We start from the raw sequence: 20,578 nt of genomic DNA on the forward strand, positions 1-20,578 counted from the left end.
CGGGTGTAGCCATGGTGGCGTTTCGCCCGCTACGATCGGAAGGCTTTCCCACTTGACATTTTCTCCGGGTGGTACTCACTCGGCAGTGGAGGTCTGGCCATGCGCGAGTCTCAGCTGGATCCATCGGCTTCACCCCTCAAGGCGTTTGGCGCCCAACTGCGCAGGCTGCGCAAGGCGGCCGGCTTGACGCAGACCCAACTTGGCGATCTGACCCAGCTAAGTGATAGTCAGATTTCTAACCTCGAACGAGGGACACGCAATCCCACGCTCGACTGGGTGCGTGTTGCCGACAGGGTCCTTGACACCGGCGGCACATTGGAACTGACGTACTGGAGCCTCAGGGGGTCTTCCTTTCTGCCGGGCTACCCGGAGTACGTAGCCAAGGAGCGGGAGGCCAGGGTCATCCGGCTCTTCGAATTGGGAGTCATCCCCGGTCTTGTGCAGACTCGCGCTTACGCTGAGGCCCTGGAGGCTGGTGCCGTGGCACGCGGAAGTGTCACAGCTGAGCAGGGGGCCGAACGCCTTCGGCTCCTACTGAACCGGCAGGATCGAGTCAACAGGGATCCTGCTCCGCTGGTCCATGTGGTCCTTGACGAGAGTTGTCTCCGGACCGTGGTTGGCGGAGGATCTGTCATGTCTCAACAGCTTGAGCATCTGAAGAAGTTGGCCCAACGGCCCAACTACGTGGTCCAAGTCGCGCCCTTTGACTTGGGCGCGCTTCGCCCGTTCATGCGGTCCATGTCGCTTCTTGATCTCGGCGACGGCGCCTCGCTCGGGTACACCGAGACGCATCAGCGTGGATACCTGGAGAACGACCGGGCAATCGTGTCCGCCTGGGCGAGGGAATACGATCTGCTTCAGGTGGAAGCGTTGTCGCAGTCGGCATCGTTCACAAGGATCAGCAAGGCACGAAGGGACTCTTCAGCATGAGCGAGAACGTTGACCTGACGGGTGCTTCCTGGAGTAAGAGTAGCTACAGCGGCAATGGCGGACAGTGCGTTGAGGTGGCTTCCGGCTTCCCGGGCCTGATGCCCGTCCGTGACTCCAAGGACCCCGACGGCCCGGCTCTGGTTTTCCGGGGCGAGGACTGGAGGTCGTTCGTCGCCGCTGTCCGCAGTGGCGAGTTCGGCGAGGCCTGAGAGGAAACGTCATGGCTGATCGCGTCGACCTGTCCGACGCCACATGGTTCAAGAGTAGTTACAGCAACAACGGCGGCAACTGCCTTGAGGTAGCACCCGGTTTCCCTGGTGTGATGCCCGTTCGCGATTCCAAGGACCCTGACGGCCCGGCTCTGGTCTTCCGGGGCGAGGCCTGGGCCTCGTTCCTCTCCGCCGTGCGGAGCGGCGAGTTCGGCGAGGTCTGAGCCGAAGCCCCGAAGTGGAACCCGGCCTGCGACGGTGTCTCAGGGGCATGGCGACGCGTGGTCGGCTGCCGGGGGCAGGCCGTGAGAAGTCAGTCGGACGCTCGGCTGGGGGGTTCCCTGGCCGAGCGTTTTGCGTGAGCGGGGGAGGGCACGGAAGGGCTATGAGTGCTCTGGAAGTTGATCTGACCGGCGCCCAGTGGTTCAAGTCCTCTTACAGCCAGCAAGGCGGCGACTGTGTTGAGGTGGCCTCCGAGTTCCCGGGCCTGCTGCCAGTCCGCGACTCCAGGGACCCTCACGGCCCGGCCTTGGTCTTCCTGCCCTCAGCCTGGGCCTCGTTCATCGCCGCCGTACGCAGCGGTGAGTTCGGCGATGTCTGAGCCGTAGTCCCGAAGTGACACCCGGCCTGCGGCGGTGTCCGGAGGTACCGCGATACGTGGTGGCTGCCGGGGGCAGGCCGTGAGGAGTCAGTCGGACGCTCGGCTGGGGGTTCCCCGGCCGAGCGTTTTTGCGTGAGTGGGGGAGGGCACGGAAGGGCTATGAGTGCTCTGGAAGTTGATCTGACCGGCGCCCAGTGGTTCAAGTCCTCCTACAGCCAGCAAGGCGGCAACTGCCTTGAGGTAGCACCCGGTTTCCCCGGCCTGACGCCCGTCCGTGACTCCAGGGACCCCGATGGCCCCGCCCTGGCCTTCCCCACCGACGCCTGGGCGTCCTTTCTCGCAGCCGTCCGCAGTGGCGAGTTCGGCGAGGCCTGAGCCGAACTGCGACGGCCTACTCCGCCCGCCCGGCTCCGGCCACCCGGGGGCGCCCGGACTGGGCCATTCACCTGCGAACCGACTTCGAACGGCGGCCCCCCGTTGGTGGGCCGCGCGCCGCTCGTGCCTGGATGGTGAGGCCCCAGCCGTGCGTGCCGGCGACTTCCGGCAGCCCGGCCCGTACGGCTCCCTCCGCGCCAACGAGGAGACCGCCATGCCCCGTCAGATCCCGCGCCTGCTCGCCCTCGCTCTCACCGCCGCCCTCGCCACCTCCGGCGCCGTCACCTCGGCCACCGCCCAGGCCACCGTCGCCGCCCAAGCCCCCCAAGCCGTCCGCGCGGCGCCGCTCGCCGCCTACCCGGACCCCGTCCTCAACACCGGCACCGCCGGCACCGGCGCGTACCGGGACTTCGTCCAGGCCCTGCGCCTGCGCGCCACCGACGGGCAGGTGTTCTACCAGGGCATCTACCGCACCCGCCCGACGGCCGTGAACGACCTGTTCCCCCTGCACCTGACCGCCGGGACGGGCGCCAAGGTGGACCTCGTCATCCGGGCCAGCAACCTGTACGTCGTCGGCTGGTACCTGCCGGCCACCGACACCTTCTACGCACTCACCGACACCCCCACGCCCGTCTACAAGCCCACCCCCAACACCACGACCGTCCCAACCGGCTTCGACGGCGGCTACGTCACCCTGGAGAACAAGGGGACCGTCAAGCGCGACACCGTCTCCCTCAGCCGGGACAAGGTCAACCAGTCCGTCATCGATCTCGCCGCCCCCACCACCGGGACGCCCCCGAAGCTGGACGTCCCGAAGGCCTGCAACGCGCTCCTCGTCCTCATCCAGGACGCCAGCGAGGCCGCCAGGTTCAGCGGGATCCAGAGCCTCGTCACCAACGGCTGGACGGGCACGGTCGGCAACCGCCCGTTCATCAAGGCCCTGGAGAACGACTGGGACGGCTTCTCCGGCTGGGCGATCAAGAAGCTGGCCGATCCCAAGACACCCCCGCACACGGTCGGCGGCGTCACCGTCACCACCCTCGCCGACGCCGCGAAGTACCTCGCCATCGTCAAGTCCTGACCCCCCGGTCCGGGCGGGCCCGGCAGGCTCCCGCCCGCGACGGCCACTCCCCGTAACCCCTCCGGCGGAGCACTCCCGGGCGCGGGGCCGGGGCGGCGGCGGTAGGACGGATACGCACCGGTCGGGAGGAGGGACCGTGAGAATCGTCGTCGACCTCAACCGCTGTCAGGGCTACGCGCAGTGCGCGTTCCTCGCGCCCCAGGTGTTCGAGCTGCACGGTGAGGAGGCCCTGATGTACACCCCGCAGCCCCCCGCCGGCCAGCGCGAGCGCGTCCTGCGGGCCGCCGCGGCGTGCCCGGTGCAGGCGATCCTGGTCGAGGACCGCCCCGAGGACCGCCCCGAGGACCGCCCCGAGGACCGCCCCGAGGCCCCCGGCGCGGAGGGCCGCTCCGGTGTCCGCTGACCTCCGCGCCGGCCGGATCGTCGTCGTCGGCGCCTCGCTCGCCGGTCTGCGCGCCGCGGAGACGCTGCGCGACGAGGGCTTCGACGGGCGGCTGACCGTGGTCGGCGAGGAGCGCCTGCCCCCGTACGACCGGCCGCCGCTGTCCAAGCAGGTGCTGCTCGGCCGGGTGCGCGCCGAGGAGACCGCGCTGCCGCGCCGGCGCGAGGTGGACGCCGACTGGCGGCTCGGCGTCCGCGCGAGCGGCCTGGACGGGGTGGCCAGGCAGGTACTGCTCGCGAGCGGCGAGCGGCTGCCCTACGACCGGCTGCTCATCGCGACGGGAACCCGGGCCAGGCCCTGGCCGGACCCCGCGCAGGCCGCCCTCGACGGGGTGTTCACCCTGCGCACCGCCGACGACGCGGCCGGGCTGGCCGAGCGGCTGGCGGCCGGCCCGAGGCGGGTGCTGGTGATCGGCGCCGGATTCACCGGCTCCGAGATCGCCTCCGCCTGCCGGGAACGCGGCCTGGCGGTGACGGTCGCGGAACGCGGCCCCGCCCCGCTGGTGGGCGCCCTCGGCGGGGCCTTCGGGGCCTTCGCGGCCAGTGTCCAGCGCGCCGCCGGGGTCGACCTGCGCTGCGGGGTGACCGTCACCGCGCTCGACGGCCGGCACGGCCGGCTCACCGGCGCCGAGCTCTCCGACGGCAGCCGGATCGAGGCGGACGTCGCCGTGGTCGCCCTGGGGGCCGTGCGCAACACCGAGTGGCTGGCCGACTCCGGGCTCGCCGCCGGTCCGCGCGGCATCGCCTGCGACGCGGGCTGCCGCGCCTTCGACATGTACGGGATCGTCACCGACGACGTCTTCGTCGCGGGCGACGTCGCCCGCTTCCCGCACCCCCTCTTCGAGTACCAACTGCTCTCCCTCGAACACTGGGGCAACGCCGTCGCGCAGGCCTCGGTGGCGGCGCACAACATGGTCAACCCGGGACCGCGGCGGCTGCCGCACCTGAGCGTTCCCGCCTTCTGGTCCAGCCAGTTCGGCCTCAACATCAAGTCCGTCGGCGTGCCGACCTTCTCCGACCGGGTGACGATCGCCCAGGGGTCGCCGCAGGAGCGGCGGTTCGTCGCGGTCTACGGCTACCGGGGCCGGATCACGGCCGCCGTGAGCGTGAACCGGGCCAAATGGCTGGAGCACTACCAGGGGCTGATCGAGAGCGCCGCCCCGTTCCCACCCGACTGGGACCGCGTGGAACGGCCGGTCTCCCGCACCCCCGTGCCGTCCGACGTGCCCGATCCGAAGGTGCTCTCGCACGGCCCCACCGTCGCGCTCACCGGCCACCTGCCCGACCGCCGGCTGACCCTGCGGCGCTGGGGCGGCTGAGCACCGCCCGTCCCGCGGACCACCTCCGCCGCGACCCCCGAGGAGCCCGCCATCGACGCCACCGACACCAGTACCAGCCCCGCCGACACCCCCGACACCCCCGGCACCCTGTTCCGCCGGATCACCGACTACGCCAACCGCGCCGATCCCTACCCCCTCTACGCCGAACTGCGCGCGCACGGCGGCGTGGCCCGCCAGGACGACGGCGGCTACCTGGTCGGCACCTACCACGAGACCGCCGCGCTGCTCCACGATCCGCGGATCAGCTCCGACCGCCGCAACCGCACCGCCCCGGACGAGGTGCAGGGCGTCCCCATCGCCTTCATCGGCCGGGACGACCCCGAGCACGAACGGCTGCGCGACATCGCCATGCGGCCCTTCGGCCCACCCCACACGCCCGGCCGGATCGACGCCATGCACGAGGAGATCACCGCGATCGCCGGGGAGCTGATCGACGGGCTGCGCGGCCGCGACCGGATCGACCTCGTCGAGGACTTCGCCTACCCGCTGCCCGTCACGGTGATCTGCCGGCTGCTCGGGGTCCCGCGCGAGGACGAACCGCGCTTCCACGCCTGGACCCAGACCCTGATCGAGGGCTTCGACCCCACCCCCGGCGCCGACCCGGCGGAGCGGCAGCGCGTGGCCCTCCAGGCCCGCACGGAGATGGGGCTGTACCTCGGCGAGCTCGCCGAGGGCCGCCGCGGCAAGCCCTCCGACGACCTGCTCTCCGCCTTCGTCAACGACCCCGGCCCGGACGGCGGCTTCACCCGGCCGGAGCTGATGGCCACCGCCGTCCTGCTGCTCATCGCCGGGCACGAGACGACCGTCAACCTGATCACCAACAGCGTGCTCACCCTGCTGCGCCACCCCGATGCCCTCCGACGGGTGCGCGAACGGCCCGATTCGATGCCCGGCACGGTGGAGGAGGTGCTGCGCTACGAGCCCCCGGTCCAACTGCTGCCGCAGCGCACCGCGCTGACCGACGTCGAGGTCGCCGGCGTCACCATCCCCAAGGGCGCGCCGCTGGTCCTGGTGCTCGCCTCCGGCAACCGGGACCCGCTGCGCTTCCGCGACCCGGACCGCTTCGACCCGACCCGGCGGGACAACCGGCACCTCGGCTTCGGCGGCGGCGTGCACAGCTGCTTCGGCGCGCCGCTCGCCAGGGTCGAGGGGCAGATCGCCCTCGCCGCGCTCGTCCGCCGCCTCGACAGTCCCCGCCTGCTCCAGGACCCGCCCGTGTACCGCCGCAGCCCGATCCTGCGCGGGCCCCGCCACCTGCCGCTGGCGATCTCCGGCATCACGGACTGAGCCCGCCGCCCGCCGCCCGCCGCCCGCCGCCCGCCGCCCGCCGCCCGTCGCCCGACGTCCGGCCTACGAGCCGGCGGTGGCCGCCTCCAGCGTCGTCGCCATCACCGGGCTGGTGAAGGTGTTCGTCGCGTCCGCCGTGGACTGGTGGTACGAGCCCCACTTGAGGTAGTTGCGGTCGCCGTCCCAGGTGGTGCCCGTGAAGGTGCCCGAGCCCGTCGTGAACGTCTGCTTCACGCCGTCGAACCAGAAGTCGATGGTGCCGTCGGTGCGGCCCAGGCGGATCTTGAGGGCGTAGGAGTGCCACGTGTTGTTCGTGGTCTGCGCCGTCCACAGCGAGTGCGACACGTGGTCGATGTCCCACTCCTGGAGGCGCACCCGCCCGTTGGTGATGTCGATCTCGATCGGGTGGTTGGCCGTGTCGGTGCTCGGCGAGCACTTCAGCTGGAACACGTACCGGCTGTTGGTGTCCTTGACGTCCACCTTGGACGACCAGCCCAGGTAGAAGGTGTCGCCCTCCTTCAGGTCCGGGCTGAGCGTCTCGCAGCGCTCCTCCCCGGCCGCCTGGAAGGCCCGCCACACGTTGCCCTTGACGGCGTCCTTGACGACGCCGAAGTTGCCGGCCGCGCACTGCACCGCCTTGAACGAGGACGGGCCCGTGCTGGTGCTCGGCGTCCACAGGACCTGGCCGGCCGCGTTGCTGGGCGTCACCCCGGCGCAGGTGAGCGCGAGGGTGCCGAGGGCGACGACGGCGGCGGCCTTGCGGCGGGGGGTCAGAAGGGACATGCCTCTCCCAGGGGGATCAGTGGCCGATACGGGCGAGCGGTGGAGCGAGTGGTGGAGCGAGCAGTGATTCGACCACCAACCGGCCCGCCGGGGAAAGACGGAGCGGCCGGCGGAAGATCCTTTTCGGACACTTCCGCCGGCCGCCCCGGTGGCCTGAACCCGGACCGGGCCCCGTCCGTTACGGCTGGCGCGGCCCCCCGCTCTCCGAAGCGCCCCCGGCGCTCCCGGCACCCCCGGCGCCCTCGTCGTACGAGGACGTGCCCTCATCCAGCAGCGGCTCCTGCGTCTTGAGGTGCGCCGGGGCCAGCGCCCGCAGCGTGTGGTAGCCGGTGATGACCACCAGCGTGCCCAGCGCGATGCCGCTGAGGCTGAAGTTGTCGCTGAACTTCAGCGTCACGTTGCCGATGCCGATGATGATGCCCGCCGCGGCCGGCACCAGGTTCAGCGGGTTGCTCAGGTCCACCTTGGACCGGACCCAGATCTGCGCGCCCAGCAGGCCGATCATGCCGTACAGGATCACCGTGATCCCGCCGAGCACCCCGCCCGGGATCGCGGCCACGATCGCGCCGAACTTCGGGCAGATGCCGAACAGCAGCGCGAAGCCGGCCGCGGCCCAGTACGCCGCCGTCGAGTAGACCCGGGTCGCGGCCATCACGCCGATGTTCTCCGAGTACGTGGTGTTCGGCGGGCCGCCGACCGCCGTGGAGAGCATCGAGCCGACGCCGTCCGCGGAGATCGCGGTGCCCAGCTTCTCGTCCAGGTTCGTGCCGGTCATCTCGCCGACCGCCTTGACGTGCCCGGCGTTCTCCGCGACCAGCGCGATCACCACGGGCAGCGCCACCAGGATCGCCGACCACTGGAAGGACGGGCCGTGGAAGGTCGGCAGGCCGATCCAGTCCGCCTTGCCGACGCCCGACAGGTCCAGGCGCCAGTGGTCGCTCATCTGCCCGTTGCCGCCCACCGAGTGGATCTTCCCGAAGACCCGGTCGAACAGCCAGGAGATCCCGTAGCCGAACAGCAGCCCCAGGAAGATCGCCACCCGCGACCAGAAACCGCGCAGGCACACCACCGCCAGACCGGTGAACAGCATCACGAGCAGCGCCGTCCACTGGTCCTGCGGCCAGTACGTCGAGGCGGTCACCGGGGCCAGGTTGAAGCCGATCAGCATGACCACCGCGCCGGTGACGATCGGCGGCATCGTGGCATGGATGATCCGCGCCCCGAACCGCTGGACCGCCAGACCCACGAAGAACAGCACCACGCCCACCACGAACACCGCGCCGGTCACCGTCGCGCTGGTGCCGCCCTGCGCCCGGATCACCGCCGCCACGCCCACGAAGGACAGCGAACAGCCCAGGTAGCTGGGCACCCGGCCCTTGGTGGCCACCAGGAAGATCACGGTCGACACACCGGACATCATGATCGCGAGGTTCGGGTCGAGCCCCATCAGCACGGGCGCCACGAAGCTCGCCCCGAACATCGCCACCACGTGCTGGGCACCGAGCCCTACCGTGCGGGGCCAGGAGAGCCGTTCGTCGGGACGGACGACCGCCCCCGGCGCGGGCGTGCGCCCGTCACCGTGCAGCTTCCAGCGCACGCCGAGATCCATGGTGCTTCGCTTTCTCTGTACTTCCGAAGAACTGTCCGCACCATTGTGGTGGCTGGCGGATGGCCCCGCGGCCACTGACCCCCCGCGTGAGCAGCGCCGACGGGTGGCGCCGGCCCCGGAGCCGCCTCCTTCGGCAACGAGAGCGCCGGAACGGGAAGCAACCCCGCGATGCCCCCGAAGGGTCTGTACATCGACGACTCGCTCAAGGCCACCTACTGGCGGCAGACCACGGACGACGCCGTCGCCGGGTGGCGCGCGACCGGCGGCGGGGCCGTACCCAGGCCCCGCCGCCCGTACGGCCCTCCGAGACCGTCGTCGGATTCCGAAACCGCCGGATCGCCTATTTTCGATGCTCGTCATATTCCACCTGGGGGGTGCGTGAAGTTCCGACTGCTGGGAACGGTGGCCGTCGTGGCCGAGGACGGCCGGGAACTCGCGGCCGGATCGGCCAAACGCCGCAGCCTGCTCGCCATGCTGCTGCTCAACCCCGGAGCACCGGTCACCGTCGAACGGCTCACCGAGACCCTCTGGGACGAGGAACCGCCCCGCCACTCACGCACCGTCATCCACAACCACGTCTCCGCGCTGCGCGCCCTGCTCACCGCCCACGACGCCCACGACGCCGGCATCGAACTCGTCACCGACAGCGGCGCCTACCTGCTGCGCACCCCCGACCTCGCGGTGGACGCCACCCGCTTCGAACACCTCGTGGCCCACGCCCGCCACCTGCCCGACGCCGGCCAGGCCGCCACCGCCCTGCGCGAGGCACTCGCCCTGTGGCGGGGGCCCGCCCTCACCGGCACCACCGCCGGCCTGCCACTGCGCTGCGCCGCCCTGGCCCTGGAGGAACAGAGGCTGAGCGCCGCCGAGGAACTGGCCCGCGCCCACAGCCGGCTCGGCGACCACGCCGCCGCCGCGGGCCTGCTGCACGCCGAGGCCTCCGCGAACCCGCTGCGCGAACCCCTGGTCGCCGAACTCATCCACGCCCTCGGCCGCGCCGGACGCCGCTCGGAGGCCCTGGACTGGTTCCACCGCACCCGCCGCGCCCTGGCCGAGGAACTGGGCATCGACCCCGGACCGGAACTCACCGAGGCCTACGACCGCCTGCTGCGCACCGACGCCCCGCCGCGTACCGACCCGTCCCCGCGTACCGACCCGTCCCCGCGTACCGACCCGTCCCCGCGCACCGACCCGTCCCCGCGCACCGACCCGTCCCCGCACCCCGCCACCCCGGCCCACCGCCCCGACCGGGTGCCGCCCGCCCGCCTCCCCGGCGACCAGGAGCAGTACGACCGGCTGCCGACCGCACCCCCCGCCCCCGTACGGCCCCCCACCCCGACCGTACGGCCCCCCGCCCAGCCCACCCCCTGGCCCTTCCCCCGCCGCCCGCGCGGCTTCACCGGCCGCCAGGACGAACTCGCCGCCCTCGACCGCGCCACCGACACCCCCGGCGCCCTCGCCGTCCTCACCGGCGGCGCCGGCGTCGGCAAGACCGCCCTCGCCGTCCACTGGGCCCACCACCGCGGCCAGGACTTCCCCGACGGCCGCCTCTTCGTCGACCTCTGCGGCCACAGCCCGCTGCCCGAACGCGACACCGCCGCCGTCCTGCGCGAACTGCTCCTCGCCCTCGGCCTGCCCGCCGAACAGATGCCCGCCACCCCCGAGGCGATGACCGCCCGCTACCGCGAACTCACCGCCACCCGCCGGATGCTGATCGTCCTGGACAACGCCCGCCGCTCCGACCAGGTCCGCCCCCTGCTGCCCGACGGCGACGACTGCGTCACCCTCGTCACCAGCCGCGACCGCCTCGGCGGCCTCGTCGCCACCGACGCCGCCCGCCCCGTCCCGCTCGCCGAACTCTCCTCCCCCCAGGCCGTCACCCTCCTCGCCGCCACCCTCGGCCCCGACCTCATCGCCGCCGAACCCCTGGCCGCCGCCCGCCTCGCCCGCCTGTGCGACGGCCTGCCCCTCGCCCTGCGCCTGGCCGCCGCCCGCCTCGCCACCGGCCCCGCCCGCACCCTGGCCGCCCTCGCCGACGAACTCGCCGACGAACAGGACCGCCTGGACCTCCTCGACGTCGAGGACACCAGCGTCGCCGCCGCCCTCGCCCTGACCGTCCAACACCTCAGCGAACCCGCCCGCCGCACCCTCCACCGCCTCGGCACCCACACCGGCACCACCCTCGACAACCGCACCGCCGCCGCCCTCGCCGGCTGCCGCCCCGAGGAAGCCGCCGACGCCCTGGCCCAACTGGCCACCGCCCACCTGATCGTCCGGATCGGCCGCGACGCCTACACCCTCCACGACCTCGTCCGCCTCTACGCCCGCAGCCTGCCCGGCGACACCGACCCCGACGTCCTGCCCCGCCTCCTCGACCACCTCCTCAACACCCTCCTCACCGCCTGCGCCGCCGCCGAACCCGGCAGCGAACCCTGCTGCGCCCTGCCGCCCGGCACCCGTCGCCCCGCCGAGGTCCGCCCCTTCCCCGACCGGGCGAGCGCCCTCGCCTGGTACGCCGCCGAACGCGACACCCTGCGCGGCGCCGTCGAGGCGGCCGTCGCCGCCGGGCTCCACGACCGCGCCTGGCGCCTGGTGCTGCTCCAGTGGCCGCTGATCGTCTGGCAGATCGGCGACGGCTGGGCCCCGCTGCTCGAACACGGCCTGGCCGCCGCCGAAGCCGACCGCGACCCCGGCGCCCAGTCCCGCGCCCGCGCCCTGCTGGGCTGGGTCCTGCTGGAGGACGGCCGCCCCGACCAGGCCCTCGTCCACCTGGAACGCGCCCCCGACCTCGCCGCCCGGGCCGGCGACACCGCCGCCCAGGCCGTCGCCCTGGTCAACCTCGCCGTCGCCCTCGCCCGCCACGGCGGCCACGACGACCGCACCCGGGTCCGCGTCCTGCTGACCCAGGCCCTGGCCCTGGCCGAACGGGCCGCCCGCGCCGACCTCGTCGCCCTCGCCCGCCAGCACCTGGCCGCCGAGTGCCTGGCCACCGACGCCCCCGAGGAGGCCGCCCACCACGCCGCCCGCGGCCTGGCCGTCGCCGACCCGCCCTTCCCCGTCACCCGCCGGGTCGTCCTCCAGACCCTCTACGGCCGGGCCCTGGCCGCCCTGGGCCGCCCCCAGGAGGCGGAGCTCCAGCTCGCCGCCGCCGTCCGCACCGCCCGCGCCCACCAGTACGGGGAGGGCGAGGCCCAGGCCGGCGCGGCTCTGCGCGCCCTGTCCGCCGCCACCGCCCCGACGGACCGCCACCGGACCGCGCCCCCGTACTGAGCCCCCGTACTGAGCCCCCGTACCGAGCCCCGCCCGCCCCTCCCGCGACCACTGCGACCACCGCCCCCACCAGCCGGATCGGCCCCGCACACCCCAGCGCGGGCGCAGCACTGGCGGGGCCGGCGGGCGGGAAGGATGCAGACACCGGGGGAGCCGGCCCACCGTCTGCCGAGGGAGCGCGCGATGACCACGCCGCCGGAGCCGAGCCGTCGCTCCGAACTGATGGAGCTGTACCTGCTCGCCGTGGAGATGGCCGACCGGATCTCCGAGCGCCGGGGCAGCGCCAACACCTTCTTCCTGTCCGTGCAGACCGCGCTGGTCACCCTGATCGGCTTCGGCATCCCCAAGCTCTCCGAATCCCCCTGGTGGGTGCCGGCGGCCGTGGCCCTGGCCGGCATCACCCTCTCCGGCGCCTGGTGGATGCAGCTGCGCAGCTACCGGGACCTCAACGGCGCCAAGTTCCAGGTCATCAACAACCTGGAGAAGAGGCTGCCGGCGCAGATCTTCGCCGAGGAGTGGGACATCCTCAGGAACGGATCGACGCCCGGCCGCCACCACCGGCACTACACCGAACTCGGCACCAGCGAACGGGCCGTGCCGGTCATCTTCGCCGCGGCCCACCTGATCCTGCTCACCGGCACCCTCGTCACCGGCACACTGGCCGTATGAGCCACCTCGATCCCATCGCCGACCTGATCCGCGCCTGCCTGCCCGACGAGGCGAGACCCCCCGCGGGCTCCGACGACCTGTTCCGCATCTACGCGGTGCTGCTCCAGGCCAAGGGCGAGCAGGTCACCGACGAGGACGTCCACAACGCCTGGACGGCCTGGACCCAGACCACCGACGACACCCACAGGTCCCTGGTGCCCTTCCACGACCTCGACGCCCCCACCCGCGCCCTCGACACCCCGTACACCCTCGCCATCCGCACCGCCGCCCGCAGGCTCCACCACCGCGCCTGACGACGGCGGCGGCCGCGGGCCGGGGGAGCGCCCCGGCCCGTCCGGCGGCCCGCACCCGGACCCGTCGCCCGGTCCCGGTCCCTCACCCGCGGCTCCCACCTGCGGCCCCGGCCCGGCCTCCTGACGGGCAGGGCGTTCCGGCGATCGCCCGCACCTTGATCAAATACCGTCAAGTTGTCTGTACAGCTCGGCGCTTCTTGCCGGTCATCGGCCCGTCATCGGACACCACGGCTGCGTCCACCTCGGTCACGTACACATAACGGGTCCGGTCCGAACCGCGCGGCCCGGCCCCCGAACCGAAGACCGCGGTCCGTCCACAAGGAGCCCCACCCCCATGAGTCCGAAGCCCGAACTGTCGCGCCGCAGCGTCCTCGGCGGCGCGGCGGCGGCCGCGGTGCTGTCCGCCCTCCCGATCAGCGTCCGGCAGGCACTCGCCGCGCCGGCCCGGCCCGGCAAGCTGGCGGACATCCAGCACGTCGTGGTGTTCATGCAGGAGAACCGCGCCTTCGACCACTACTTCGGCACCCTGGCGGGCGTGCGCGGCTTCGGCGACCGCACCGCCGTGCGCGGCGTCGACGGCCGCTCGGTGTTCCACCAGCCCGACCCCGGCCGCAAGGAGGGCTACCTGCTGCCCTTCGCGATGAACGCAGCCCACACCAGCGCCTACCAGCAGGGCGCGCCCTCCTTCGGCTACGGCGACTCCATGAGCGCCTGGAACGAGGGCCGCGCCGACGGCTCCGTCACCCGCCGCTCCTCCGGCTGGCTCGGCCAGGGCTACTACGAGTCCGCCGACATGCCCTTCTACCACGCCCTCGCCTCGGTGTTCACGGTCTGCGACGCCTACTACTCCTCGACGCAGTGCAACACCAACACCAACCGCGACCACGCGATGACCGGCACCAGCGGCGGCACCGTCCGGGACGTCCCGGTGACCGACAACACCGAGATCCCCGGCGGCTACGAGTGGACCACCTACGCCGAGCGCCTGGAGAAGGCCGGCGTCAGCTGGAAGACCTACCAGGCCCTGGACAACTTCGACGACAACGCCCTCGCCTGGTTCGCCCCCTTCGTCAAGGCCAAGCCCGGCGAGCCGCTGTACGAGCGCGGCATGCGGGCCGTCGGCGACCCGGCCAAGAAGAACGACCCCTTCGCCATGGGCGACGCCCTCGTCGAGGCCTTCACCGCCGACGTCCAGGCCGACCGCCTCCCGCAGGTCTCCTGGATCGTCGCCCCCGCGGCCCTGTCCGAGCACGCCAACTACGCCCCGCCGAACGGCGAGCACCTCACCGCCCGGCTGCTGTCCGCGCTCGCCGCCAAGCCCGAGGTGTTCCAGAAGACCGTCTTCATCCTCAACTACGACGAGCACGGCGGCTTCTTCGACCACCAGCTGCCGCCCGTCCCGCCGCTGGCCGCCGGCCGCGGCAAGTCCAGCGTGTCCGTGGACGGCGAGGTCGTCGTCCGCGTCGCCAAGGGCTCCGCCACCTACCACCGCGTCGTCGACCAGGACGGCAGGTACCGGGTCAAGGCCGCCGACGGCACCCTCACCTGGTCCGACACCCTGCCCGCCGGCGAGAGCCTCGTCTCCGGCCCCTACCCGATGGGCCTGGGCGTGCGGGTGCCGATGGTCGTCGTCTCCCCGTGGACGCGCGGCGGCGTCGTCGACTCCACCGTCTACGACCACACCTCCGTCCTGCGCTTCCTGGAACAGCGCTTCGGCGTCCAGGAACCCAACATCAGCCCCTGGCGGCGCGCCGTCTGCGGCGACCTCACAGGCGTCTTCGACTTCTCCGGCCGCAACCCCGCCTGGCCCCAGCTGCCCGACACCAGCGGCAACCGCCAGAAGGTCACCGACACCGGCAAGCTCCCCGCCCCCACCGTCCCCAGCCCGCAGACCTTCCCCCAGCAGCAGCGCGGCACCCGCACCGCCCGCCCCGCCCCCTACAACCTGCTCGTCAAGCCCCGCCTCAAGGGCGACGAACTCACCCTCGACTTCGTCAACCAGGGCCGCCAGGGCGCCGTCTTCGCCGTCTACCCCGCCTCCGGCGAAGCCCCCAAGCACTACACCGTCGCCGCCAAGTCCCGCCTGTCCGACGTCTGGAAGGTCGGCCCGGCCGGCTACGACCTGCGCGTCCACGGCCCCGACGGCGCCCTGTGGCACCTGCGCGGCGACACCGCCGCCGGCTACGAGGTCTCCCTCTCCGAGGAAGGCAACGGCAAGGTGCTGGAGGTCGACGTCATCAACCGCACCCGCACCGCCCGGACCTTCCTGGTCGGCGACCTCGCCTACGGCGACGGCCTGCGCGAGGTGCGCGTCGCGGCCGGCGACGACCGCACCGTCAACCTCAAGGTCGGCCCCGAGGGCTGGTACGACGTCGCCGTCACCGTCCAGGGCGACCTCGGCTTCCGCCGCCGCATCGCCGGACGCTTCCCCTGGGACGAGCGCACCGTCACCGACCCGGCCCTCGGCCTGGCCGACCCGCTCACCGTCGAACTCTCCCTCGGCGCCGCCTCCACCACCATCGACGAGGCCGTGCTGCTGCCCGGCCGCCCCGCCACCGTCACCGCCACCCTGACCGCCACCACCGCCCTCACCCGCCTGGAGACCCAGCCGCTGCTGCCGCCCGGCTGGAGTGCCACCGCCGTCACCCCCGCGCCCGACAAGCTCGCCGCCGGCGCCCGCGCCACCGCCGTCTGGCAGGTCACCCCGCCCGCCCGGCTGCCCGCCGTCCCCACCCACCGCCTGCTGGTCACCGCCCGCGCCCAGGCCGACGGCCGCCAGGCCCTCGCCGACGGCGAACTCGCCGCCCGCACCGCCCCGGTGATGACCGGCCACCTCCTCGACCAGGACTTCGAGTCCCTGGCCGGCGCCCTCAAGCCGGAGTCCGGCCTGCTCGGCTGGACCGCCCAGGCCCCCCAGGGTTGGACGGTCGTCAACGCCCCCGGCATGCCCCAGGGCACCGTGCGCCTCCAGGGCTGGACCTTCCACACCAAGCGCGAGTGGGCCACCCTCGGCGCCCAGGACCGCGGCAACTTCACCCGCGCCCTCGGCGTCGTCGCCGTCGCCGACCCCGACGACTGGGACGACACCGGCTCCCCCTCCCGAAAGGGCGTCTTCGACTCCACCCTGGTCTCACCCGCCGTCACCATCCCGGCCGGCACCGACACCCTCCACCTCGCCTTCGACTCCCACTACCGCCAGGAAGCCCCGCAGAAGGCCACCGTCACCGCCGTCTTCGACAACGGCACCGAGACCCGCCTGCTCACCTACAGCTCCGACCCGACGGGCAACGACAACGCCGGCAAGGACGTCCAGAACGCCCGGATCACCCGCGCCATCGCCGTCCCGGCCGGCGCCCGCGGCGTGACCCTCAGGTTCCGCATGTACGACGCCGGCAACAACTGGTTCTGGGCCCTGGACCACATCCGCCTCGACACCCGCCCCGTCACCGACTGACCCCCGCCCCTCACCCCGGCCCGCCCGAGCCCCCGCGCCCGGGCGGGCCTTCGGCGTGCGCGCGCTCGGCGCCGCTGCGCGGCGGTGCGCCGACCGGCGCGGGGTTCCCGCGCGCCCGGCCTAACCCCGCTGCCGCCCGACGGCGGTGCCGGCGGGGGCGGCGAAGCGCGGCAGGACCTCCTCGGCGAGCTCCTGGAGCAGCTCGTCGACGGGCCGGTCGTTGGGCCGCAGGTTGAAGGAGACGTGGGCGACGCCGAGGGCGTTCATCAGCTCCAGGTGCTCGATCAGCGCGGTGCGCCCGGTGTGCAGGCCGAGCCGGATGGGGCGGGGCGCGGCGGCCGGGTCCTCGTCGAGGGTGAGCACCATCGGGGTCAGGTACGGCTTGTCGCCGGCGAGGTCGCGCCACTGGCGCATCCGCAGCCGCAGCGCGCCGAGGTCGCGCGGGTAGTTGAGGGAGGCGTCGGCGTGCTCGGCGACCCACTCGGGGCTCTGCTGGGCGCCGCCGGCGACGGCGATCGGGATGCCGGCGGGGTGGACGGGCTTGGGTAGGACCTCCAGTTGCCGGTCGGCGCCGAGGCCGGCGGCGGGCAGTTCCAGCGGGCCGGGGCGCCAGGCGGCGCGCAGGGTCTCCACGCCGGTGCGGAAGGCCTCGCCGCGGCCCTGGAAGTCGCGGTCGAACAGCGGGTACTCCACGGGGCGGTCGCCGCTGGCCAGGCCGAGCAGCAGGCGTCCGCCGGAGAGGGCGTCGACGGTGGCGGCGGCCTTGGCGACCAGCAGCGGCTCGCGCAGCGGCAGGACGATCGCGCCGGTGGCGAGGACGGCGTCCTCGGTGAGGGCGGCGAGGTGGCCGAGGTGGGTGAAGGTCTCGAAGACGCTGCCGGCGTCGCCGAACTGGAGGGGGTCGTAGAGCGGGACGTCGCGCACCCACAGGGCGGCGAAGCCGAGGCGGTCGGCGAGCTTGGCGAGGCGGGCGTGCTCGGTGAGGTCGGGGACGCCGAAGGGCCGGCCGGCCGCGCGGTCGGCCCGGCCGCGGTCCTGGCCCCAGTCGTTGTCCAGGGGCAGTTCCAGGCCGATGGTCAGCCGGCCGTCGGCGGGGGCCAGTCGGGCGAGTGCGGGGTGGGGCAGTGCCATGGCGGGGGTCCTTACGAAAAAGCCCGTCCCGGGCGGCGGTGCGGACCGCCCGGGACGGGAGTGGTGGGGCGGTGGGTCAGCTCGCGTTGAACTCGTCCGGGTTCGGGCCGGTGCGCAGGTCGCGGTCGCCGGCGGCGATCGCGGCCATGTCCTGCTCGGTCAGCTCGAAGCCGAAGACGTCGAGGTTCTGGCGGATGCGGGCCGGGGTGACCGACTTGGGGATGACGATGTTGCCGAGCTGCAGGTGCCAGCGCAGCACGACCTGGGCCGGGGACTTGCCGGTGCGCTCGGCGATCGCGGTGATCGCCGGGTCGCCGAGGACGGCGCCCTGGGCGAGCGGGCTCCAGGCCTCGGTGGCGATGCCGTGCTTGGCGTGGAAGGCGCGCAGCTCGGTCTGCTGGAGGCCGGGGTGCAGCTCGACCTGGTTGACGGCGGGCACCAGCGAGCTGTTGTCCAGCAGGCGCTGGAGGTGGGCGGGCTGGAAGTTGGAGACACCGGCGGCGCGGATGCGGCCCTCGGCGGCGAGGTGCTCCAGGGCGCGCCAGGAGTCCAGGTAGAGGTCACGGGCCGGGGTGGGCCAGTGGATGAGGTAGAGGTCGACGTAGTCCAGGCCGAGCTTGGCGAGGCTGTCGTCGAAGGCGCGCAGGGTGGCGTCGTAGCCCTGGTCGGCGTTCCACAGCTTGGTGGTGACGAACAGGTCCTCGCGGGCCACGTCGGAGGCGGCCAGGGCGCGGCCGACGCCGGTCTCGTTGCCGTAGATGGCGGCGGTGTCGATGCTGCGGTAGCCGGCCTCCAGGGCGGAGGAGACGGCGGCGGTGGTCTGGTCGTCGGGGACCTGGAAGACGCCGAAGCCGAGCTGGGGGATCTCGACGCCGTTGTTCAGCTTCACGGTGGGGACGCTGGGGGTGGTCATGGTCTTGCTCCTTCAGGCGGTGCGGTGGTTGAGGGTGTAGTGGACGGTCTGGGCGCTGATGAGGCCGTCGCGGAAGACGAAGGTGTCGACTCCGTCGGTGACCTCGTGCTCGGTGGTGGCGGCGTTCCAGCGCAGGAGCAGCACGTCCCCGGCGAAGCCGGGGGTGAGCTGCCAGTCGGCGTCGGCCAGGTCGGCCAGGAGGCGGCCGATGACCTGCCGGACCCCGTCGTGGCCGTGGAACGCGCCCCTGGGGGTGATGAGGACGGTGTCCTCGGTGTAGTTCCCGGCGATGTGGTCGAGGTCCCCGGTGCCCAGGCGCCGCCCGTGGTCGGCGAAGACCTCCTGGGGGGTGCGGGTCACCGGGCGAGTTCCGTCAGCGCGGCGGTGGCGAAGGAGTGGTCCTGCTCGGGGGCGCCGCCGCCGACGCCGATGGCGCCGACGAGGCGGCCGTCGCGGTGGACCGGGATGCCGCCGGCGATGAACAGCAGCGGGCGGTCCAGCGCGGTGGGCAGGGTGTGGAACGGGCCGTCGGGCTTGACCAGGTCGACCAGGTCGGCGGTCGGGGCGTTCAGCTGGAGGGCGGTGTAGGCCTTGCGGGTGCTGGTCTCGCCGGAGATCAGCACGGCGCGGTCGTCGCGGCGGAAGGCGAGCAGGTGGCCGCCCGCGTCCAGGACGGTGACGCTGACCGTCACACCGGCGGCCTCGGCGGCGGTGCGGGCGGCGTCGACCAGGCGCTCGGCGTCGGTGATCGTGAGCGGGGCGACGGTGGTGGTGCTCATGGTGGTGCTTCTCCCGGTGGTGGGGTGGGTTCCGGTCAGATCGATGGTCAGTGGCGCAGGGCGGCGTGGCGGGGAGCCGCGCTGGCGGTGAGGGCCTCACGGGTGTGGTCGCGGCGCTCCAGGGCGGCGGACCAGAAGGCCAGCAGCAGGGCGGCGGCGGCGAGGACGGCGCCGACCCAGTTCGGGGCGGTGTAGCCGAGGCCGGCCGCGATCACCATGCCGCCGAGCCAGGCGGCGAGCGCGTTGCCGAGGTTGAAGGCGCCGATGTTGACGGCGGAGGCCAGGGTCGGGGCGCCGTGGGCGTGGTCCAGGACCCGCTTCTGCAGCGGGGGGACGGTGGCGAAGCCGAGGGCTCCGACCAGCATGACGCTGATGGCGGCGAGGACCTTGTTGTGGGCGGTGAGGGTGAACAGGGCCAGCACCACGGCGAGGCCGCCGAGGGTGGTGTAGAGCATCGGCATCAGCTTGCGGTCGGCGTAGCGCCCGCCCAGCAGGTTGCCGAGGAACATGCCGACGCCGAACAGGACCAGCAGCCAGGTGACGGAGCCTTCGGCGTAGCCGGCGACGTTGGTCATCATCGGGGCGATGTAGGTGATCGCGGCGAAGACGCCGCCGAAGCCGAGGACGGTCATCGCCATCGCGAGCAGGACCTGGGGGTTGCGGAAGGCGGTGAGCTCGCGGCGCAGGTGGGCGCCTTCGGGGCGGGGCATGGCGGGGACGAGCTTGGCGATGCCGAGCAGTCCGATCACGCCGAGCACGGCGACGCCGGCGAAGGTGGTGCGCCAGCCGACGGCCTGGCCGATGAAGGTGCCCAGGGGGACGCCGACGATGTTGGCGATGGTCAGCCCGGTGAACATGGTGGCGATGGCGCCGGCCTTCTTCTGCGGGGCGACGAGGTCGGCGGCGACGACGGAGCCGATGCCGAAGAAGGCGCCGTGGGCCAGCGAGGTCACGATGCGCCCGGCCAGCATCACGGGGAAGGACGGGGCGAACGCGGAGAGCAGGTTCCCGGCGACGAACAGGCCCATCAGCAGCATGAGCATGGTCTTGCGGCTGATCTTGGTGCCGAGGACGGTCATCAGCGGGGCGCCGATGACCACGCCGAGGGCGTAGCCGGTGACCAGCAGGCCCGCGTTGGGGATGGAGACGCCGTAGTCGCCGGCGATCTGGGGCAGGAGTCCCATGATCACGAACTCGGTGGTCCCGATCCCGAATGCGCCGATGGCCAGGGCGATGAGAGCGAGAGGCATGGGCCCGAACCCTTCTGTGATTGCTTGAGCTAGCGCCTTGCGTGCTTAAACAATAGTTGCAGACGCGCGATAAGTGCAAGCGCGGATATGGTGCACGCGCTCACAGGGGTCGGGTGGAGGGTTCCGCGGGGCGGTGGAACGCGACCGGGCCCGGCCCGTCCCC

General features: G+C 73.0%; 20 protein-coding genes. 13 read left to right on the top strand and 7 right to left on the bottom strand.

Annotation, left to right across the window (positions count from 1 at the left end):
* The first annotated feature begins 99 nt into the window (after positions 1-99).
* The 9 genes from ACFRMQ_RS02985 to ACFRMQ_RS03025 all read left to right on the top strand — a co-directional run bounded on the left by ACFRMQ_RS02985 (position 100) and on the right by ACFRMQ_RS03025 (position 6,264).
* Complete coding sequence (locus ACFRMQ_RS02985) at positions 100-930, top strand: helix-turn-helix domain-containing protein (protein WP_380726245.1); 831 nt, start codon at positions 100-102, stop codon at positions 928-930.
* Positions 927-1,139: a DUF397 domain-containing protein gene (locus tag ACFRMQ_RS02990; RefSeq protein WP_380726247.1), complete on the top strand. Its 213-nt coding sequence runs from the start codon at positions 927-929 to the stop codon at positions 1,137-1,139. Before ACFRMQ_RS02985 ends, ACFRMQ_RS02990 begins: the two co-directional genes overlap by 4 nt.
* Before the next feature lie 11 nt (positions 1,140-1,150).
* Positions 1,151-1,363 carry a DUF397 domain-containing protein gene (locus ACFRMQ_RS02995; protein WP_380726249.1) on the top strand — a complete coding sequence of 71 codons (213 nt, stop codon included), beginning with the start codon at positions 1,151-1,153 and terminating at the stop codon, positions 1,361-1,363.
* Between the two features lie 161 nt (positions 1,364-1,524).
* A complete protein-coding gene (locus ACFRMQ_RS03000) occupies positions 1,525-1,740 on the top strand; it encodes a DUF397 domain-containing protein (protein WP_380726251.1) in 216 nt (71 codons plus the stop codon).
* A 159-nt stretch (positions 1,741-1,899) separates the two neighbouring features.
* Positions 1,900-2,115: a DUF397 domain-containing protein gene (locus tag ACFRMQ_RS03005; protein ID WP_380726253.1), complete on the top strand. Its 216-nt coding sequence runs from the start codon at positions 1,900-1,902 to the stop codon at positions 2,113-2,115.
* 214 nt (positions 2,116-2,329) lie between these two features.
* Positions 2,330-3,196 carry a ribosome-inactivating family protein gene (locus tag ACFRMQ_RS03010; RefSeq protein ID WP_380726255.1) on the top strand — a complete coding sequence of 289 codons (867 nt, stop codon included), beginning with the start codon at positions 2,330-2,332 and terminating at the stop codon, positions 3,194-3,196.
* Positions 3,197-3,332: 136 nt separating this feature from the next.
* A complete protein-coding gene (locus tag ACFRMQ_RS03015) occupies positions 3,333-3,599 on the top strand; it encodes a ferredoxin (protein ID WP_380726257.1) in 267 nt (88 codons plus the stop codon).
* Positions 3,589-4,956, top strand: a complete 1,368-nt coding sequence (locus tag ACFRMQ_RS03020; protein ID WP_380726259.1) for an NAD(P)/FAD-dependent oxidoreductase — start codon at positions 3,589-3,591, stop codon at positions 4,954-4,956. Before ACFRMQ_RS03015 ends, ACFRMQ_RS03020 begins: the two co-directional genes overlap by 11 nt.
* A gap of 51 nt (positions 4,957-5,007) precedes the next feature.
* Positions 5,008-6,264, top strand: coding sequence for a cytochrome P450 (locus ACFRMQ_RS03025; protein ID WP_380726285.1), 1,257 nt, complete (start codon positions 5,008-5,010; stop codon positions 6,262-6,264).
* Between the two features lie 63 nt (positions 6,265-6,327).
* Here ACFRMQ_RS03025 and ACFRMQ_RS03030 read toward each other — a convergent pair whose 3' ends face one another.
* Together ACFRMQ_RS03030 and ACFRMQ_RS03035 are read right to left on the bottom strand one after the other, a co-directional pair.
* On the bottom strand, positions 6,328-7,047 hold the full coding sequence (locus ACFRMQ_RS03030; protein ID WP_380726261.1) for a hypothetical protein: 720 nt from the start codon (positions 7,045-7,047) through the stop codon (positions 6,328-6,330).
* Positions 7,048-7,225: 178 nt separating this feature from the next.
* Positions 7,226-8,656 carry a uracil-xanthine permease family protein gene (locus ACFRMQ_RS03035; protein WP_380726263.1) on the bottom strand — a complete coding sequence of 477 codons (1,431 nt, stop codon included), beginning with the start codon at positions 8,654-8,656 and terminating at the stop codon, positions 7,226-7,228.
* Between the two features lie 378 nt (positions 8,657-9,034).
* Between ACFRMQ_RS03035 and ACFRMQ_RS03040 the strand changes: the two genes are divergently transcribed.
* From ACFRMQ_RS03040 to ACFRMQ_RS03055, 4 genes are all read left to right on the top strand, one after another.
* Positions 9,035-11,926, top strand: a complete 2,892-nt coding sequence (locus ACFRMQ_RS03040) for a BTAD domain-containing putative transcriptional regulator (RefSeq protein WP_380726265.1) — start codon at positions 9,035-9,037, stop codon at positions 11,924-11,926.
* 183 nt (positions 11,927-12,109) lie between these two features.
* Complete coding sequence (locus ACFRMQ_RS03045) at positions 12,110-12,595, top strand: hypothetical protein (RefSeq protein ID WP_380726267.1); 486 nt, start codon at positions 12,110-12,112, stop codon at positions 12,593-12,595.
* Positions 12,592-12,888: a hypothetical protein gene (locus tag ACFRMQ_RS03050; protein WP_380726269.1), complete on the top strand. Its 297-nt coding sequence runs from the start codon at positions 12,592-12,594 to the stop codon at positions 12,886-12,888. Before ACFRMQ_RS03045 ends, ACFRMQ_RS03050 begins: the two co-directional genes overlap by 4 nt.
* 334 nt (positions 12,889-13,222) lie before the next feature.
* A complete protein-coding gene (locus tag ACFRMQ_RS03055) occupies positions 13,223-16,342 on the top strand; it encodes a phosphocholine-specific phospholipase C (RefSeq protein ID WP_380726271.1) in 3,120 nt (1,039 codons plus the stop codon).
* 120 nt (positions 16,343-16,462) lie between these two features.
* Here the strand turns inward: ACFRMQ_RS03055 and ACFRMQ_RS03060 are convergent, their stop codons facing one another.
* The 5 genes from ACFRMQ_RS03060 to ACFRMQ_RS03080 form a co-directional block, all read right to left on the bottom strand.
* Complete coding sequence (locus ACFRMQ_RS03060; RefSeq protein ID WP_380726273.1) at positions 16,463-17,473, bottom strand: TIGR03571 family LLM class oxidoreductase; 1,011 nt, start codon at positions 17,471-17,473, stop codon at positions 16,463-16,465.
* A 76-nt stretch (positions 17,474-17,549) separates the two neighbouring features.
* Complete coding sequence (locus ACFRMQ_RS03065) at positions 17,550-18,386, bottom strand: aldo/keto reductase (protein ID WP_380726275.1); 837 nt, start codon at positions 18,384-18,386, stop codon at positions 17,550-17,552.
* Positions 18,387-18,398: 12 nt separating this feature from the next.
* Positions 18,399-18,746: a nuclear transport factor 2 family protein gene (locus ACFRMQ_RS03070; RefSeq protein WP_380726277.1), complete on the bottom strand. Its 348-nt coding sequence runs from the start codon at positions 18,744-18,746 to the stop codon at positions 18,399-18,401.
* Positions 18,743-19,165: a heme-binding protein gene (locus ACFRMQ_RS03075; protein ID WP_380726279.1), complete on the bottom strand. Its 423-nt coding sequence runs from the start codon at positions 19,163-19,165 to the stop codon at positions 18,743-18,745. The genes ACFRMQ_RS03070 and ACFRMQ_RS03075 overlap by 4 nt, the downstream gene beginning before the upstream one ends.
* A 47-nt stretch (positions 19,166-19,212) precedes the next feature.
* A complete protein-coding gene (locus tag ACFRMQ_RS03080; RefSeq protein WP_380726281.1) occupies positions 19,213-20,415 on the bottom strand; it encodes an MFS transporter in 1,203 nt (400 codons plus the stop codon).
* Positions 20,416-20,578 lie beyond the last annotated feature (163 nt).

It is taken from the genome of Kitasatospora sp. NPDC056783, from assembly GCF_042789895.1.
Classification (GTDB): Bacteria; Actinomycetota; Actinomycetes; order Streptomycetales; family Streptomycetaceae; genus Kitasatospora.

Bases quoted from the DNA above. Each gene is read 5' to 3' on its own strand.
- ACFRMQ_RS02985 (WP_380726245.1), top strand. From the start codon at position 100: ATGCGCGAGTCTCAGCTGGATCCATCGGCTTCACCCCTCAAGGCGTTT.
- ACFRMQ_RS02990 (WP_380726247.1), top strand. From the start codon at position 927: ATGAGCGAGAACGTTGACCTGACGGGTGCTTCCTGGAGTAAGAGTAGC.
- ACFRMQ_RS02995 (WP_380726249.1), top strand. From the start codon at position 1,151: ATGGCTGATCGCGTCGACCTGTCCGACGCCACATGGTTCAAGAGTAGT.
- ACFRMQ_RS03000 (WP_380726251.1), top strand. From the start codon at position 1,525: ATGAGTGCTCTGGAAGTTGATCTGACCGGCGCCCAGTGGTTCAAGTCC.
- ACFRMQ_RS03005 (WP_380726253.1), top strand. From the start codon at position 1,900: ATGAGTGCTCTGGAAGTTGATCTGACCGGCGCCCAGTGGTTCAAGTCC.
- ACFRMQ_RS03010 (WP_380726255.1), top strand. From the start codon at position 2,330: ATGCCCCGTCAGATCCCGCGCCTGCTCGCCCTCGCTCTCACCGCCGCC.
- ACFRMQ_RS03030 (WP_380726261.1), bottom strand. From the start codon at position 7,047: ATGTCCCTTCTGACCCCCCGCCGCAAGGCCGCCGCCGTCGTCGCCCTC.
- ACFRMQ_RS03035 (WP_380726263.1), bottom strand. From the start codon at position 8,656: ATGGATCTCGGCGTGCGCTGGAAGCTGCACGGTGACGGGCGCACGCCC.
- ACFRMQ_RS03045 (WP_380726267.1), top strand. From the start codon at position 12,110: ATGACCACGCCGCCGGAGCCGAGCCGTCGCTCCGAACTGATGGAGCTG.
- ACFRMQ_RS03050 (WP_380726269.1), top strand. From the start codon at position 12,592: ATGAGCCACCTCGATCCCATCGCCGACCTGATCCGCGCCTGCCTGCCC.
- ACFRMQ_RS03055 (WP_380726271.1), top strand. From the start codon at position 13,223: ATGAGTCCGAAGCCCGAACTGTCGCGCCGCAGCGTCCTCGGCGGCGCG.
- ACFRMQ_RS03060 (WP_380726273.1), bottom strand. From the start codon at position 17,473: ATGGCACTGCCCCACCCCGCACTCGCCCGACTGGCCCCCGCCGACGGC.
- ACFRMQ_RS03065 (WP_380726275.1), bottom strand. From the start codon at position 18,386: ATGACCACCCCCAGCGTCCCCACCGTGAAGCTGAACAACGGCGTCGAG.
- ACFRMQ_RS03075 (WP_380726279.1), bottom strand. From the start codon at position 19,165: ATGAGCACCACCACCGTCGCCCCGCTCACGATCACCGACGCCGAGCGC.
- ACFRMQ_RS03080 (WP_380726281.1), bottom strand. From the start codon at position 20,415: ATGCCTCTCGCTCTCATCGCCCTGGCCATCGGCGCATTCGGGATCGGG.